General features: G+C 70.8%; 15 protein-coding genes. 3 read left to right on the top strand and 12 right to left on the bottom strand.

Going from position 1 to position 16,182, the window contains the following annotated elements; genetic code table 11:
- Positions 1-388: 388 nt before the first annotated feature.
- From ACFYV1_RS03740 to ACFYV1_RS03710, 7 genes are all read right to left on the bottom strand, one after another.
- Complete coding sequence (locus tag ACFYV1_RS03740) at positions 389-1,918, bottom strand: NCS1 family nucleobase:cation symporter-1 (RefSeq protein WP_389393702.1); 1,530 nt, start codon at positions 1,916-1,918, stop codon at positions 389-391.
- 28 nt (positions 1,919-1,946) lie between these two features.
- A complete protein-coding gene (locus ACFYV1_RS03735) occupies positions 1,947-2,948 on the bottom strand; it encodes a TIGR03842 family LLM class F420-dependent oxidoreductase (protein WP_389393701.1) in 1,002 nt (333 codons plus the stop codon).
- An 11-nt stretch (positions 2,949-2,959) separates the two neighbouring features.
- Complete coding sequence (hydA, locus tag ACFYV1_RS03730) at positions 2,960-4,363, bottom strand: dihydropyrimidinase (RefSeq protein WP_389393700.1); 1,404 nt, start codon at positions 4,361-4,363, stop codon at positions 2,960-2,962.
- A gap of 17 nt (positions 4,364-4,380) precedes the next feature.
- On the bottom strand, positions 4,381-5,661 hold the full coding sequence (locus ACFYV1_RS03725) for an aspartate aminotransferase family protein (RefSeq protein WP_389393699.1): 1,281 nt from the start codon (positions 5,659-5,661) through the stop codon (positions 4,381-4,383).
- Positions 5,658-6,500, bottom strand: a complete 843-nt coding sequence (locus ACFYV1_RS03720) for a nitrilase-related carbon-nitrogen hydrolase (protein ID WP_389393698.1) — start codon at positions 6,498-6,500, stop codon at positions 5,658-5,660. Before ACFYV1_RS03720 ends, ACFYV1_RS03725 begins: the two co-directional genes overlap by 4 nt.
- A gap of 229 nt (positions 6,501-6,729) precedes the next feature.
- Positions 6,730-7,098 (bottom strand): PPOX class F420-dependent oxidoreductase, encoded by a 369-nt coding sequence (locus ACFYV1_RS03715; protein ID WP_389394563.1) that lies wholly within the window; start codon positions 7,096-7,098, stop codon positions 6,730-6,732.
- A 42-nt stretch (positions 7,099-7,140) separates the two neighbouring features.
- Positions 7,141-7,419, bottom strand: a complete 279-nt coding sequence (locus tag ACFYV1_RS03710; RefSeq protein ID WP_389393697.1) for a helix-turn-helix domain-containing protein — start codon at positions 7,417-7,419, stop codon at positions 7,141-7,143.
- Between the two features lie 56 nt (positions 7,420-7,475).
- Between ACFYV1_RS03710 and map the strand changes: the two genes are divergently transcribed.
- A complete protein-coding gene (gene map, locus ACFYV1_RS03705) occupies positions 7,476-8,243 on the top strand; it encodes a type I methionyl aminopeptidase (protein ID WP_389393696.1) in 768 nt (255 codons plus the stop codon).
- A gap of 102 nt (positions 8,244-8,345) precedes the next feature.
- Here the strand turns inward: map and ACFYV1_RS03700 are convergent, their stop codons facing one another.
- On the bottom strand, positions 8,346-9,215 hold the full coding sequence (locus tag ACFYV1_RS03700) for a glycoside hydrolase family 75 protein (RefSeq protein WP_389393695.1): 870 nt from the start codon (positions 9,213-9,215) through the stop codon (positions 8,346-8,348).
- 102 nt (positions 9,216-9,317) lie between these two features.
- Positions 9,318-11,129 carry a gamma-glutamyltransferase gene (ggt, locus tag ACFYV1_RS03695; RefSeq protein ID WP_389393694.1) on the bottom strand — a complete coding sequence of 604 codons (1,812 nt, stop codon included), beginning with the start codon at positions 11,127-11,129 and terminating at the stop codon, positions 9,318-9,320.
- Positions 11,130-11,244: 115 nt separating this feature from the next.
- On the opposite strand from ggt, the gene ACFYV1_RS03690 reads away from it, so the two are divergent.
- Positions 11,245-11,988: a hypothetical protein gene (locus ACFYV1_RS03690; protein ID WP_389393693.1), complete on the top strand. Its 744-nt coding sequence runs from the start codon at positions 11,245-11,247 to the stop codon at positions 11,986-11,988.
- Positions 11,989-12,042: 54 nt separating this feature from the next.
- Here the strand turns inward: ACFYV1_RS03690 and ACFYV1_RS03685 are convergent, their stop codons facing one another.
- Both ACFYV1_RS03685 and ACFYV1_RS03680 read right to left on the bottom strand, forming a co-directional pair.
- The gene (locus ACFYV1_RS03685) at positions 12,043-13,317 is read right to left on the bottom strand and encodes a cytochrome P450 (protein ID WP_389393692.1); all 1,275 of its coding nucleotides are present in this window, start codon (positions 13,315-13,317) and stop codon (positions 12,043-12,045) included.
- Positions 13,314-14,105, bottom strand: a complete 792-nt coding sequence (locus ACFYV1_RS03680) for an alpha/beta fold hydrolase (RefSeq protein ID WP_389393691.1) — start codon at positions 14,103-14,105, stop codon at positions 13,314-13,316. Before ACFYV1_RS03680 ends, ACFYV1_RS03685 begins: the two co-directional genes overlap by 4 nt.
- A 213-nt stretch (positions 14,106-14,318) precedes the next feature.
- Here ACFYV1_RS03680 and ACFYV1_RS03675 point away from each other — a divergent pair, with 213 nt between their 5' ends.
- Positions 14,319-15,920 carry a CocE/NonD family hydrolase gene (locus ACFYV1_RS03675; RefSeq protein WP_389393690.1) on the top strand — a complete coding sequence of 534 codons (1,602 nt, stop codon included), beginning with the start codon at positions 14,319-14,321 and terminating at the stop codon, positions 15,918-15,920.
- 117 nt (positions 15,921-16,037) lie between these two features.
- Here the strand turns inward: ACFYV1_RS03675 and ACFYV1_RS03670 are convergent, their stop codons facing one another.
- The gene (locus tag ACFYV1_RS03670) at positions 16,038-16,166 is read right to left on the bottom strand and encodes a hypothetical protein (protein ID WP_389393689.1); all 129 of its coding nucleotides are present in this window, start codon (positions 16,164-16,166) and stop codon (positions 16,038-16,040) included.
- Between the last annotated feature and the right edge of the window lie 16 nt (positions 16,167-16,182).

Here is a 16,182-nt window from a genome sequence, read left to right as displayed (position 1 = left end):
CCTCCAGTGATCCACTTCCGCTGTCCATGGGTTTTCCCGCGGCCGCCGAGTGATCATCACGACGGCGGAGGCGGGAACTCCGGGCGTGCGGGGGCAAATCCCACGAGCGGGGCCCTGCGGTTGACCACCTTCGGCGCGTCTGTGCGCCGAAGGCGGCGTTGCCGGTTCCGGTCGTCGGACGCGGGGCCGAAGCGGCGGCGCCGAAAAGCAACGCGCCCAGGCTGACGTACTCGCCGTCGTCGAAGACGTGCCGGCCGGGCCCGTCCCCCTCTCTCAACGGCGCGTCGGTCTGCCGGACCCCGATCCACTGAGCGCTCCCCCTCAGAACGGCCCCCGCTCTTCCGGTCCGTGCAACGGGGTTCACGCGTCTTCTGCCTCCCGGGCGGTATTACGGCGATCCCACCCGTGTCCGACGGAGCATCAGCGCGACGTACACGAGGAGCGATGCTCCGAGGCCGACGACCCAGCCGTAGTCGGCGAGCGGCTTCAGGAAGGGGATCAGTCCGTCCTCGGGGAACGGGCCCTTGCCGGGGGCCGAGTGGGAGCCGCCCACCGCGAGCACCCCGCCGACCGCGAACGCGGCGACGGCACGCAGGTTCCAGCCGGAGGTGTACCAGTAGGCACCGCCGGGGGTGTAGAGGGCGGGCAGGTCGAGGACGGTTCGGCGCAGGAGCCAGTAGTCGGCGATGAGGATGCCGGCGACGGTGCCCAGCAGTCCGCCGACGAGCCCCAGCCAGGTGAAGATGTACAGCTCGGGCGTCTCGGTCAGCTTCCACGGCATGATCAGCACGCCGACGACGCCGGTGATCAGCGCGCCCGTACGGAAGTTGATGACCTTCGGCGCCAGGTTCGCCAGGTCGTACGCCGGTGACACGACGTTGGCCGCGATGTTGACCGAGATCGTCGCGATCAGCACCGTCACCAGGGCGAAGAGCAGCCCGAAGACGTTGTCGGTCTTGGCCGCGAGCGCGACCGGGTCCCACACCGCCGCGCCGTACACCGCCTGCGATCCGGAGGTGACGAACACGGAGAGCAGTGCGAACAGGGTCATCGTGGTGGGCAGGCCGAGCGTCTGGCCCCAGATCTGGGCGCGCTGGCCCGCGCCGAAGCGGGTGAAGTCGGGGATGTTCAGCGACAGGGTGGCCCAGAAGGCGATCATGCCCATCAGCGACGGGAAGAAGACCGGCCAGAATTCGGCGCCCCAGCCGAGCTCGGAGGGCTGGTCGAGCAGCGGGCCGAGTCCGCCCGCCTTCGCGCCGATCCACACCAGCAGCACCACCGCGCCGACGATCACGAACGGCGCCGCCCAGTTCTCGAACCGGCGCAGCGCCTCCATTCCCCGGTAGATGATGGCGAGTTCGAGCGCCCAGAAGAGGACGAAGCAGACCCACAGCGTCCACGGCTGCCCGCCGACCCTCGCCGCCTCCGCCCAGCCGCCGAAGATCTTGCCGAGCAGGACGAAGATTCCCTGGCCGCCGATCCAGGTCTGGATGCCGAACCAGGCACAGGCCACCCCGGCCCGGATCATCGCGGGCAGGTTGGCGCCGCGCAGGCCGAACGAGGCGCGGGCGAGGACCGGGAAGGGGATGCCGTACTTGGGGCCGGCGTGCCCGGTCAGCAGCATCGGCAGCAGCACGATGACGTTGGCGAGGGCGATGGTGAACACCGCCTGTTTCCAGTCCATGCCGAGCGCGACGAGACCGGAGGCGAGCAGCCAGGAGGGGATGTTGTGGGCCATGCCGACCCACAGCGCGGCGAAGTTGTACGTGGTCCAGCGGCGGCGGTCGACCGGTACGGGCAGCAGGTCGTCGTTGACGAACCTGTTGTCGGTGAGGGCCGTGCCGGGCGGGAGTTCGACGCGTCCCGCCGGGTCGGATATGGGGCCGTCGGACGGCAGGGGCGGGACGGTCGCGGTCATGTGAGTGCCCTTCGGCAGGGGGCTTCGATCAGCGGTCGAGTGCGGGGATGATCTCCGCGCCGTACGCGTCGATCGTCGTTTCCTTCGCGTCGTGCATGTTGTAGACGGCGAACTGGTCGACGCCCAGGTCGCGCAGTGCCTGGAGCTTCTCGATGTGCGCCTGGGGCGGCCCGAGCAGACAAAACCGGTCGACGATCTCGTCGGGGACGAAGTCCGTGGACGGGTTCCCGGCGCGGCCGTGGTGGCTGTAGTCGTAGCCGTGCCGTTCCTTGATGTACGCGGTCAGCGCCTCCGGGACCATGCCGGAGTGCTCGCCGTAGCGTGAGACGAGGTCCGCGACATGGTTGCCGACCATGCCGCCGAACCAGCGGCACTGCTCACGGGCGTGCGCCAGGTCGTCGCCCACGTACGCGGGGGCGGCGACGCAGACGGTGACGGACGCCGGGTCGCGTCCCGCCTGTGCTGCCGCGTCGCGTACTGCCTTCACCATCCACTCCGTCAGATACGGGTCGGCGAGCTGGAGGATGAACCCGTCGGCCTTCTGTCCGGCGAGGGCGAGTGCCTTCGGCCCGTAGGCCGCCATCCAGACCGGCAGCTTGCCGTTCCTCACCCACGGGAGCCGCAGCGGCTGCCCGTCGACCTCGGCCTCGCGGCCCTCGGCGAGGTCGCGGATGACGTCGATGGCCTCGCCGAGCCTGGCCAGGGTGTTCGGTTTGCGGCCGGCGACGCGCATCGCGGAGTCGCCGCGGCCGATGCCGCAGACGGTCCGGTTGCCGTACATGTCGTTGAGCGTGGCGAAGGTGGAGGCGGTGACTTCCCAGGTCCTGGTACCCGGGTTGGTGACCATCGGCCCGACGGTCAGCCTCTGTGTGTGTTCCAGGATGCGGCTGTAGACGACGAACGGCTCCTGCCACAGGACCGCCGAGTCGAAGGTCCAGCCGTAGCGGAAGCCGTTGCGTTCCGCGCGCCGCATCAGTCCCACGACCGCGGACGCGGGCGGGTCGGTCTGCAGGACGAGTCCGAAGTCCACGCGGTGGCCTCCTAGTTCAGGTACTGGCAGGTGGATCGGGGGGTGTAGACGCCGTGTCCTGCCCGGCCGGTGAAGGTGCGCCGGTCGATGACGACCTCGCCGCGCGACAGGACGGTCTCCACCTGGCCGGTGACCTGCCGGCCCTCGTACGCCGAGTAGTCGACGTTCATGTGGTGGGTCTCCGCCGACAGGACCTGTGTGGCGTGCGGGTCGTAGACGACGATGTCGGCGTCGGCGCCGGGGGCGATGGTGCCCTTCTTCGGGTAGAGGCCGAACATCCTGGCAGGAGTGGCGCAGGCGATCTCGATCCAGCGGCGGCGGCTGATCCGGCCGTCGACGACGGCCTGGTGGAGCAGGTCCATCCGGTTCTCCACGCCCGGAAGTCCGTTGGGGATCTTGGAGAAGTCGCCGCGGCCGAGATCCTTCTGGCCGGTGAAGCAGAACGGGCAGTGGTCGGTGGAGACGACCTGGAGGTCGTTGGTGCGCAGCCCGCGCCACAGTGCGGCCTGGTGCTCGCGCGGCCGCAGCGGGGTGGAGCACACGTACTTCGCACCCTCGAAGTCCGGCTCCGCGAGGTTGTCGGTGGAGAGGAAGAGGTACTGGGGGCAGGTCTCGCCGAAGACGTTGAGCCCCTTGTCCCGGGCCGCCGCCAGCTCCGCGACGGCCTCCTCGGCGGAGACGTGCACGACGTACAGCGGTGCGCCCGCGACGCGGGCGAGCTGGATGGCCCGGTGGGTGGCTTCCGCCTCCAGCAGGACCTTGCGGACCTCGCCGTGGTATCGCGGGTCGGTTCGGCCCTCCGCGAGTGCCTGCTCGACGAGTACGTCGATGGCGATGCCGTTCTCCGCGTGCATCATGATCAGGCCGCCGTTGACGGCGGACCGCTGCATGGCGCGCAGGATCTGTCCGTCGTCGCTGTAGAAGACGCCGGGGTACGCCATGAAGAGTTTGAAGGAGGTGATGCCCTCCTCGACCAGCAGATCCATCTCCTTCAGCGACTGCTCGTTGACGTCGGAGAGGATCATGTGGAAGGCGTAGTCGACGGCGCACTTGCCGTCGGCCTTGGCGTACCAGGCGTCCAGTCCTTCACGCAGGGGCCGTCCCACCGACTGGACGGCGAAGTCGACGATGGTGGTGGTGCCGCCCCAGGCGGCGGCCCGCGTGCCGGTCTCGAAGGTGTCGGAGGCGAAGGTCCCGCCGAACGGCAGCTCCATGTGGGTGTGGGCGTCGACGCCGCCCGGGACGACGTACTTGCCGGTCGCGTCGATCGTGCGGGCAGCGGTCCAGCACTGTGAGACGGGCGAGTTGTGGGAGGCGAGTGCGGCGATCCGGCCGTCCTCGACGAGCACGTCGGCGTGCATCTCGTCGGCGGCGGTGACGACAAGGCCGCCACGGATCAGGGTGCGGTTGCTCATGGTCTCCTCGCGTGCGGCTAGAGGCTTCGCAGAGCCCGTTCGAGTACGGCCGCGCCTTGTTCGGCTTCGGCGACCGTCAGCGTCAGGGGCGGCGCGACGCGCAGGACGCTGGTGCTGTGGCCGCCGCCCTTGCCGATCAGCAGCCCGCCTTCACGGGCGGCCTCCAGGATGGCCGTGGCCGCCTGCGGGTCGGCCTCTTCGGTGCCGGGTCTCACCAGCTCGATCCCGATCATCAGCCCGCGGCCCCGTACCTCGCGCACGGCCGGCACGCTCGCGGCGATGCCGCGCAGCCGCTCGAGCAGGAGACCGCCGACACGGCGGGAGTTGCCCTGGAGATCGTGCTCCAGCAGGTACGCGAGGTTGGCGACGCCGGCGGCCATCGTGACGGGACTGCCGCCGAAGGTCGAGATGGAGTTGGCGTCCAGGCAGTTCATGATCTCGGCGCGGGCCACGACCCCGCCGATCGACATGCCGTTCCCGATGCCCTTGGCGAAGGTGAGGATGTCCGGCGGGCCGTTCTCCCCGTGGGCCTGCCAGCCCCAGAAGTGTTCACCGGTGCGACCCCAGCCGGTCTGGACCTCGTCGGAGATCCACAGGATGCCGTGCCGGTCCAGGACCTCGCGGAACGCCGCGTACAGCCCGTCGGGCGGCGAGGTGAAACCGCCGACGCCCTGCACCGGCTCCGCGATCAGCGCGGCCACGTCGTGGGTGTGCCCGAGCAGGTCCTCGAGGTCGGCGACGCACGCCTCGATGAACCGGGCGTCCGACAGATGGGCGAAGGGACCCCGGGTGCGCACGCCTCCGTGCACGTACAGCGTCTGGAGGGGCGAGAGACTCGTCGGCGACCAGGCATGGTTGCCCGTGACGGAGACCGCGGAGAACGACCGGCCGTGGTAGCTGTTGCGCATCGCCAGAATCTGGTTGGAGCGGCGGTGGCCGGTGGCCAGGAGCAGCGCGGTGTCGTTGGCCTCGGTGCCGGAGGTGGTGAAGAAGACCCGGGCGTCGGGAATGCCGGAGAGCGCCGCGATCCGCTCGGCGAGATCCACCATGGGGCGGTTGAGATAGAGGGTGGAGGAGTGGATGATCCGCCCGGCCTGCTCACTGACGGCCTTGGTGACCTCGGGGAGGGCGTGTGCGGTCATCGTGGTCAGGATGCCGCCGAAGAAGTCGAGGTAGCGCTTGCCGTCCGCGTCCCAGACGTGACGGCCCTCACCGTGGGTGATCTCGATCGGCTGCTTGTAGTAGAGGGCCACCCAGTCGGGGATGACGGCCCGGTGCCGCTCGTACAGGTCGGTCATGGCCGCACCAGCCCCTCATACGCGTCGGGGCGGCGGTCGCGGTAGAACGCCCACTGCTGCCGCACGGTCTCGATCAGGTCGAAGTCGAGGTCCCGTACGACGAGTTCCTCCTCCTTGTCGGAGGCGATGTCGCCGACGAACTGGCCGCGCGGGTCGACGAAGTAGCTGGTGCCGTAGAAGTCGTTGTCGCCGTACTCCTCGATGCCGACGCGGTTGATGGCGGCGACGAAGTACTCGTTGGCGACGGCTGCGGCGGGCTGCTCCAGTTGCCAGAGGTGGGAGGAGAGGCCGCGGTGCGTGGCTGATGGGTTGTAGACCAACTGGGCTCCCTGGAGACCCAGTTGACGCCACCCTTCCGGGAAGTGCCGGTCGTAGCAGATATAGACGCCCACCTTGCCGACGGCGGTGTCGAAGACCGGCCAGCCGGCATTGCCCGGCCTGAAGTAGTACTTCTCCCAGAAGCCCCTGACCTGCGGGATGTGGTGCTTGCGGTACTTGCCGAGATAGCTGCCGTCCGCGTCGATCACCGCGGCGGTGTTGTAGTAGAAGCCCGCGCCCTCGACCTCGAAGACCGGGACCACGATCACCATGCCGGTCTCGCGGGCGAGGTCCTGCATCCGGCGGACGGTCGGACCGTCGGGGACGGGCTCGGCCCAGCGGTAGTGCTCGGGCTCCTGCACCTGGCAGAAGTACGGGGCGTTGAAGACCTCTTGGAAACCGATGACCTTCGCGCCCTGCCGGGCCGCCTCCCGGGCGTGTTCCTCATGTTTGGCGATCATGGATTCGGTGTCGCCGGTCCAGCTGGCCTGGACGAGGGCGGCGCGTACGACAGTGGCCATGAGCTGCTCCTTCGACGGGACGTCCGAGAGCTTCTACGCACGTAGACGCAGTGCGTAGGAGGAGAACGTAAGCCTCGTCACACAGTGGGGCAAGACCATCGTCGCGAACCCGCGGAGTTGATCATGTTTCGCACCCGAGCGGTCGACACCGGACACTTTCGGCCAGGCGATCCCGCCATTCGACCGCCATTCGACCGCCAGGAGTGCCACGGGCCGGTGCGGCCGGTTCTCAGAAGGTGACGGCGATACCCGTGTGCGGACGCTTCCCGAGCCGCGCGATCATCGCGGGCCAGTCGACGGCCCAGAACTGCCAGGTGTACTTGCGGGCCAGCAGTTTGCGCACCGCTCCCGTGCCGCGTTCGTCGAGCAGCCTCGCGGTGCCCTCCGCGGTGGGGGCGCCCTCCTCGATCCTGCCGCGCGCGTCGCACACCGTGACGACGACACGACTGTCGTTCCGCAGGCGCTTGACCTTCCAGGAATCGGTCCGCGTCCAGACGAGCAACTCGCCGCCGTCCACGGCGAACCACACGGGCGTGGCCACCGCGGTCCCGTTCCTCCGGAACGTGGTGACACTGACGTACCTGGCGCTGGCGAACATCTCGGCACTCACGCCCGCGAGACTACGCCCCGGCCGCCGGCCTCACACCACCGGCACCGGCACGGGTCCGGGCACGGGCACCAGGGCGCAGTGGACGACGAGTTCGTCCATGGACAGGCCGAGCGTCGCGGCCAGCGCCGCCACCGTGAAGAACGCGGGCGTCGGGGCCCGGCCCGTCTCGATCTTGCGCAGTGTCTCCGCGGAGAGTCCGGCCGCCGCGGCCACCTCGACCATGCTGCGGTCGCCACGCGCCTCGCGGAGCAGCCGGCCGAGCCGTTCGCCGCGTTCGCGCTCTTCGGGGGTGAGAGGGGTGCGCACCATGCCAGTATTCTAATGCCGGTATTGAAATACCGGTCGGACCGGTATAGTAATTGGTCATGGTGAAGATCAAGTCAGACACATCGATCAAGGCGATGCGCGAATCGGGCCGCGTCGTGGCACAGGCACTCGCCGCCGCCCGGAAGGCCGCGGTCGTGGGCGTGAGCCTCCGCGATCTGGACGCCGCGGCCCGCGCGGTGCTCACGAAGCACGGCGCGGGCTCCCCGTTCCTCGGCTACCGGCCGGACTGGGCACCCGTCCCCTTCCCCGCCGTCCTGTGCGTCTCCGTCAATGACGCGGTCGTCCACGGCATCCCGGGCGACGAACGGCTCCGGGACGGCGATTTGGTCAGCATCGACTGCGGTGCCCTCCTGGACGGCTGGGCCGGCGACGCCGCCGTCAGCTTCACGGTGGGACGGGCCGACCCGGAGGACCTGCGGCTGATCGGCACGGCGGAGGACGCGCTGGCCGCCGGTATCGCCGCGGCCGTCGTCGGCAATCGCATCGGCGACATCGCCCACGCCGTGGGCCGGGTGTGCCGGGCGGCGGGATACGGGATTCCCGACGGTTTCGGGGGCCACGGCGTGGGCCGCAGCATGCACGAGGACCCGGGGGTGCCGAACGAGGGGCGGCCCGGCAGGGGCATGCCGCTGCGGCACGGCATGGTGATCGCGATCGAGCCGATGCTGATCGCCGGCGGCAGCGACGACACGTACACCGCGCGGGACGGCTGGACGATCCGTACGTCGGACGGGAGCCGCGCCTCGCACGCCGAACACACGGTCGCGATCACGGACGACGGCCCGCGGATCCTCACGGCGCTCTAGTCACACCGCCCTTGGCGGCCCCGCCGGCCCCCACGGCGCGGCCGGCCCCGGCACGACCGACCCCGGTCGCCGGATCGGCCCACCGGCCCCCCTCCGCGCAAGTCAGCGCCCGGCCCCGTCAGCCCGGTCGGCCGGCAACGCCGGCACGGCCCCCTCCGCCTCACCGCCCCCGGACGCCCCGATCAGCCCACCGGCCGCGGTGGCCCCGCCGGTGCCGGCGGGGGCTTCGGCGCGGTCGGCAGCGCCGGCACGGCCGGCCCCCGCGGCCACGAAGCGCCGGGCGAGTTCCTCGCCGCGCTCCACCGCCGCCGCGTGGCTCTCGATCGGTGTCACCTTCGAGTCCTTGAACAGGATGTACGTGACCCCGGAGGACACCCCGCCCCTCGCCGGGTCCGGGTCGATCCCGAGGGCTTCGGCCGCCGCGTACGACGCCTCACCGATGATCCCGCTCGGCCCGGTGTCGCCGACCACCCCGTACACGACCTTGCCGTCGTGGATCATCGCGGCGGCCGAGCCGCCCCGGACGCCCGACGACCGGTAGTCCCAGGTGCGGCTCGGAGCGGGGACGACGACGAACGGCAGTTTCTCCGCGTCGAGATACTGCCCGTCGGACTGGGCGAAGGCCGTGGTCCCCTGGTACGAGGGGTCCGTGGCGCGGTTGCACCGCGCGGTGCGACGGCCGTCGCAGTCGATGTCCATGTCCGCCTGCCAGAACACGGCACCGTCGTGCTCGCAGACGGGAATGTTCGCGGGCCTGCCGCGGTCGGTGGCGTATCTGCCTCTGGAGATCTGCGCGCAGTGCTCCACCCGGGCCAGCAGGGCGGCGGCGGCAACAGGCGTCTGTGGTGCGGCACGGTGGCGCCCGGGGGCGGGCGGCGGGGGCATGCCGGGCTGTGCGGCCGCGGGCAGCGTCGCCGTACCGAGCACTGCGGAGCCGACGGCCAGGGCGAGGGCGGTGTTTCGAAAGCGCACGGGGAGCCTTTCTGTCGAAAGGCTCCCTACCCCTGCGTGCGCGCGCCGCCTCGTTCGCACCGCCGGACGGGCTACCCGTCCAAGGACGCGAGGCCCACGCGGTCAGCCGGCCGGCCGCACCACCATCGCGGAACCGCCGCCGCGCCGCTGTGTCTCGGCCGCCGCGAGCCAGCGGCCGTCGGGCAGCCGCTGGATGCCGGTTGTCGCGCCGATCTCCCGGTTCAGCCGGAACTGGTGTCCGATCGCCTCGAGACGGGACCGCAGCGGGCTGTTCCACAGCCCCGGTTCCAGATCCGTCATGGTCTGGTTGCGCTGGCTCGCCCGCGGCGCCGCGATCGCGTCCACCAGCGGCATCCCGCGGTCCAGGTGCCGCGTCAGGGTCTGCAGGACCGTGGTGATGATGGTCGACCCGCCGGGTGAGCCGAGCGCCACGACGGGCGTGCCGTGGTGGTCGAGCACGATCGTCGGGGACATGGAGGAACGGGGCCGCTTGCCGGGTCCGGGCAGATTCGGGTCGTGGACCGCGGGATCGGCCGGCGCGAAGGAGAAGTCGGTCAGCTCGTTGTTGAGCAGGAACCCGCGTCCGGGAACGGTGATGCCGCTGCCGCCGGTCTGCTCGATGGTCAGCGTGTAGGCGACGACGTTGCCCCACTTGTCGGCGGTCGTCAGATGGGTGGTGTTCTCACCCTCGTAGGTCGTCGGCGCGGCGCGCCCCGAAGATCCGCAGGGCTCGGGCCGGCGCGGGTCGCCCGGCGCCAACGGGCTCGTGAGCACCGCGTCGTCCTTGATCAGGCACTCGCGCGAGTCGGCGAACCGCTGCGACAGCAGCTCCCACGTCGGCACGTCCTCGAACGCCGGGTCGCCGACCCACCGTCCACGGTCCGCGAAGGCGATACGACTCGCCTCGATGAAGCGGTGCAGATACCGCTCCTCGGAGACGCGCGACAGGTCGGTGCGCTCCAGGATGTTGAGCGCCTCGCCGACGGTGGTGCCGCCGGAGGAGGACGGCGGCATGCCGTACACGTTCAGACCGCGGTACGACACCTTCGTCGGATCGCTGCGCAGCGTCTCGTACTCCCGCAGGTCACGCGCCGTCAGGTCGCCCGGCCGGACGACGCGTGTCGCGTCCTCGTCGACCGGGGGGTTGCGGACGGTGCGGACGATGTCCCGGGCGAGGTCGCCCTCGTAGAGAGCGCCCGCGCCCTTGCGGCCGAGTTCCTTGTAGGTGCGGGCGAGGTCGGGGTTCTTGATGACGGAGCCGACGACCGGGAGCTGCCCGCCGGGGAGGAACAGCTCCGCGGAGGCGGGGAAGTCCCGGAAGCGGGCCTCGTTGTCGGCGGTCTGCGAGCGGAAGGTGGCGTCGACGGTGAAGCCGTTCCTCGCCAACCGCTCGGCCGGCTTCAGCAGTTCGCCGAGCGGCTTGCTGCCCCACGCGTCGAGGGCCGTGTCCCAGGTGGCGGGCGTGCCGGGGGTGCCGACGCCGAGGCCGCTGGTCACGGCCTCGGCGAACGGAATGGGTTCGCCGTTCTCCAGGAAGAGGGAGGAGTCGGCGCTCAGCGGGGCGGTCTCGCGGCCGTCGATGGTGTGCACGGCACGGGTCCTGGCGTCGTAGTGGACGAAGTAGCCGCCCCCTCCGATGCCCGCGGAGTAGGGCTCCGTCACGCCGAGCGCCGCCGCGGTCGCGACGGCCGCGTCCACGGCGTTGCCGCCGCGTCTCAGTACCTCGATCCCGGCCGCCGACGCGTCGGCGTCGACGCTCGAGACCGCGCCGCCGTGTCCGACGGCGACCGGGCTCTTGGCGGGCGGCGCCGAGGACGGGGCGGCGTGGGGCGTGGGCGGGGCCGCCGCGCCGATCGAGACGACGGCCGCGGTCACGGCCACGACCGACAGTTTCCGTACGGCGGAGCGACGCATTCGTACCTCCAGTCGACAAGTGTCAGCGCAGGGTAACTTTTCGAAGCCTTCTACGACAGGAGCGGCACGAAGCGGACTCGAACGGCCCTCCCCGACACCGCTACCATGCGCGCCCATGACAGACGACGTACGCAACATCGTGCTCGGTGTGGTGGCTGCGGGGATCAGCGCCACGATCGGCTGGCTCGCCCGCACTTACCTCTGGCGCCGCCGGCTGCGGCGCAAGCAGGCGTTCTTCGGGCTGCCGGGGAACTCGGAGTCCCTGCTCGTCGTCAACCGGGAGGCGGGACGCGACGGATCCGTGCACCGCTTCGACGTCTTCGCGCTGCTGGAACTGTCCGCGCTCATCAAGGACTGCGGGGCGAACTCCCAGATCGTCTGGCACGACACGGCCCAGCAGGGGTTCGGCGAGCGCACCGAGTTCTGCGTCGGCGGGCCGGTCTCGAATCGGCGGATGGCCGCGCACCTGCACTCCATGCTGCCCGGCGTGAAGGTCAACACCGACGCCGAACCGGGTCCGGACCAGGGCGCGTTCCAGATAGGCACCGAGCGGTACCGCATGGAGCCCGGCTCGGCGGAGTACGTGCTGCTGGCGCGGCTCACCGCCGGGGAGGACGCCAGGCCGGTCTTCCTGTTCTGCGGGCAGCGCGCCATCACCAACCAGGCCGCCACCCGCTATCTGGCCCGTCACCACGAGAAGCTCGCCCGCAAGCACGGCGACAGCTCCTTCTGTCTGCTGCTCAAGGTCGTCAACTCGGCTGCGTACGGCCCCGATGTGGTCGAGCTGGTGGCCGATGTGACGAGGCCGGCCCGGAGCGCGGTGCCGGCGACCCGCGCCGCGCACCGCGCGGCGGGCTGAACGGCGGGCTGAACGGCGGGCTGAACGGCACCGGTTCAGCTGAGCGGCACCGATTCAATCGCACCGCAGCGGCAGGGACTTGATGCCGTTGATGAAGTTGGACACGAGTCTGCGCGGCGGGGCGGCCGGTGCGTACGGAGGCAGGGCGGCGAGCGCCTCCTCGTGCAGGATCCGCAGCTGGAGGCGGGCGAAGTGCGCGCCCAGACAGATGTGCGGTCCGTCGCCGAAGGAGATGTGCGGGTTGGCGGCACGGGACAGGTCCAGGCGGTGCGGCGCGTCGAAGACCCGCTCGTCGTGGTTGGCGGAGGCGTGGAACACGACGACCTTGTCGCCGGCCCGGACGGTCCGTCCGGCGATCAGGGTGTCCCTGGTGGCGGTGCGCCGAAAGCTGAGGACGGGCGGGTGGCTGCGCAGGAGTTCCTCGACGGCCGTGCGGAGGTCCACTTCTCCCGAGCGCAGCCTGCGCTGCTGCCCGGGGTTCTCGGCGAGCGCGAGGAAGCCGCCGGGGGCGGCGCTGCGGACGGTGTCGTTGCCGGCGACGGTGAGCAGGAAGAAGAACATCTCCAGTTCGTCGCCGCGGAGTTCGCCGGTGGCCAGTGAGGTCATCACGTCGTCGGCGGGGTGCCGGCGCTTGTGGGCGGCCAGCTGACGGGCGTAGTCGAACATCTCCTGCAGCATGGCCGGCGAGCGCGGGTTGACGGGTGTGCCGTCGGGCCCGAGCACCGGCGGCTCGTCGGGGTCCTGGTAGGCGATGACGCGTTCGGTCCATTCCAGCAGCAGCGACCGGTCGCTCTCGGGTACGCCCAGCAGGTCGGAGAGGTTCAGCAGGGCGTAGTCGTCCGTGACGGTGCCGACGAGGTCGAAGGTGCCGCCGCCCTCCCGGGCGGCGGTGAGGAGCCGGCGGGCGCGGTCGCGGGCGGTGGCGGCGAACCGGTCGACGCGCCGGGGTGTGAAGGCACGGCTGACCAGGCGCCGCAGTCTGCCGTGGTCGGACGGCTCCTCCCCCGTGCTGCCCGGCGTCGCGCTGTGGGCCGCGTGGGGCGCCGGGTCCTGGTTGAGCATCATGCGCCGGATGAACGGCAGGTCCGCGGGGTCGGGGTCGCGGATCTGGGTGGCTCCCAGACGGGACGAGAAGGCCGCGGGGTCCTTGAGGACGCGGAGGACGTCGGCGTGCCGGGTCACCGCCCAGAAGCCGGGTCCCGAGGGCCAGCCGAGGACCTCGTACTCCTCCTGCCAGGCGACCGGGTGGTGGTCGCGCAGCATCCGGAAGGACTCGTGCGGCGGTCCTTCCGCGTAGATCCTCGGGTCGAAGACATCGGGCACCGTCATACCGGCAGATCCTGCCCGCTCCCGTCCGCCCGCAGGAAGTCCTCCATGGTGGTGACGAGTTGCAGCGGGGTCTCGTCCATGGCGTAGTGGCCCGCGCACGGCAGTTCGACGAGTGCGGCCTCGGTGTACCAGCGCAGCCAGGTCTCGCGCATGAAGTCGGCGCCGATCGCCGGGTCGAGCGCTCCGGTGACGGCCAGTGCGGGAACGGTCGAGCCGACCACCTCGGTGTGGAAGTCCTCTCCGGCCCAGGAGTCGAGCCAGGCGCGGAAGGCGTCGCGGTCGCTGCGCGCCAGGGATCGTTCGACCATGCGTTCCAGCCAGGCGGACGGGCGGACGGAGCCGGTCGTGAAGTCGATGATGGCGCGACGCCCGGCGGGGTCGGTCGCGGCGGAGGCGAACAGCTGCCACTGCTCCGGAGGCATCTTCACGCCGCAGGCGGGGACGGGCGAGATGCCCACGATCCGCCGTACGCGCTGGGGGGCGGCTGCCAGGACGCGCTGTGCCACGGCGCCGCCCATCGAGTGGCCGACGAGTGAGAACGACTCCCAGCCGAGCCGGTCCGCGAGCGCGAGGAGGTCGGCGGCTCCTTCGGCGGTGGTGTACGACCCGGGGACGTCACGCGCCTCACCGTAGCCGCGCAGGTCGACGAGGGCGTAGGTGAAGCTCTCCCCGTCCAGGTCGGCAAGGAGGGGGTCGTACGCGGAGCGGTCCGCGAACCAGCCGTGCACGGCGAACACCCGGTGTGCGCCGGAACCGTGCAGGGAGTGGGGCAGCGGGAAGGGGGCCACGAGGTCTCCGTTTCTTCGGCTGTCGCGAACGTCATCACAGTGCTGGCCGCGGCCGCCACGGACAAGACCCCGATCGGGTCCGGGGCGCCGGAAGTCTGCTGACAAGCCGTCCAATAATTGTTACGGTGGCGTAACTTACTCAGGAGTTATATCCGGCGACCCCCCGCCGTTACTGTCGGGCCACCCTCACTGAAGAAAAGTCAGGAGTGACCCGTGGGACTTCCCCGCAAGGTTCTGCGCACCACCGCCGTCGGCACCGTCTCGGCCGCGCTGCTCGCCGGCTCGGCCACCGCCGCGTCCCCCACCGTCGTCGCGACCGCCCCGGCCCTGACCCAGCAGGACACCACCGCCTCCCCCGACGTCCGCTTCGTCGACATCGAGGGCGACGGCGGGACCGTGCTCAAGGCCAATGTCGTCACACCCGCGGGCTCCGACGGCCGGCAGACGTACCCGGTCATCGTGCTGCCCACCAGCTGGGGCATGCCGCAGATCGAGTACCTCGCCCAGGCGCAGAAGCTCGCCGACGCCGGTTACGTGGTGGTGAGCTACAACGCCCGCGGCTTCTGGCAGTCCGGCGGCGAGATCGAGACGGCGGGACCGCCGGACATCGCCGACGCCTCCAAGGTGATCGACTGGGCGCTGGCGAACACCCCGGCCGACCCCGACCGGGTCGGTATGGCGGGCGTCTCCTACGGCGCGGGCATCAGCCTGCTGGCCTCCGCGAAGGACAAGCGGATCAAGGCCGTCGTCGCGCTCAGCGGCTGGGCCGACCTCATCGACTCCATCTACAGCGGCCGCACCCAGCATCTGCAGGCCGCCGCGGTGCTCAGCGGCCTCGGACACCTCACCGGCCGCCCCAGCGCCGAGCTCCAGCAGATCATGACCGACTTCATGACCTCGAACCTGGCCGCCGAGCAGGCCATGATCGAGTGGGGGAAGGTGCGCTCCGCCGCCACCTACGTCGACGAGATCAACGCCAACGGCGCCGCGATCATGCTCGGCAACGCGTGGGGCGACTCGATCTTCCCGCCCAACCAGTACGCCGACTTCTACGAGAGCCTCAGCGTCCCCAAGCGTCTCGAGTTCCGCCCCGGCGACCATGCCACCGCGGAGGGCACCGGCCTGCTCGGCCTGCCCAACGACACCTGGGAGAGCGCCCACCGGTGGTTCGACCACCACCTCAAGGGTGCCGACAACGGCGTGGACCGCGAGCAGCCCGTACGGCTCAAGACCCGCTCCACGGGCGCGTACGAGACGTACCCGGACTGGAAGTCGGTGGCCGCCGACCGGCGGAAGATCGAACTGGGTGGCTCGCAGCAGATCCGCACGGGCGTCGACTCGGGCGCGAACGGCGGGGTCGTCTTCCTGTCCAGCATGCTCGACCAGTTCGCCGAGCTGCCTCCGATGGTGTCGGTCCCGCTGCTGCCGCGCTCCTACGCCGCCGTGTGGCAGTCCGAGCGCTACGGCACCGCGCAGCAGGTCCGCGGTACCGCGAAGCTGCGCACCAACGTCACGAGCACCGAGGAGAGCGGCACCCTCGTCGCACACCTCTACGACGTGGGCCCGCTCGGCCTCGGCAAGCTGGTCTCCAGCGCGCCGTACACCTTCCACGGCAGGACGCCGGGACAGCCGTTCGCCGTGGACCTGGAGTTGTTCTCCACCGCCTACGACGTACCGGCCGGCCACCGTCTCGCCGTGGTCGTCGACACCGTCGACCCGCTCTACACGGAGCACAACCCGAGCGGCGCGCAGCTGACCTTCTCCTCGCCGGCAGCCGACCCGTCCTATCTGTCGGTCCCGCTGCGCCAGGAGTGATCACCGGCTGCTGCCGGCCGGGTCCCCGTGCCTCGCACAGGGAGTGGGTGGTGCTCCATGAACCGTTGCGCCGTCCTGCTCACGCCCCCGAGGGGGCGCGGGGAGCCGCACCGGCAGTCAGTGTTTGAGAATCTCGGACAGGAATGCCTTGGCGCGGTCGCTCTGCGGGTCGGTGGAGAAGTCGTGGGGGCTGCGGTCCTCGATGACGCGGCCGTCAACCGGCCTGATCAACGGGTCGAAGGCCATACGGTGGTCTGCCCCT

This window comes from Streptomyces sp. NPDC003023 (genome assembly GCF_042888225.1).
Classification (GTDB): domain Bacteria; phylum Actinomycetota; class Actinomycetes; order Streptomycetales; family Streptomycetaceae; genus Streptomyces.
Note: the sequence above shows the minus strand (reverse complement) of the source record. Positions and strands in the feature narration are given on the sequence as shown.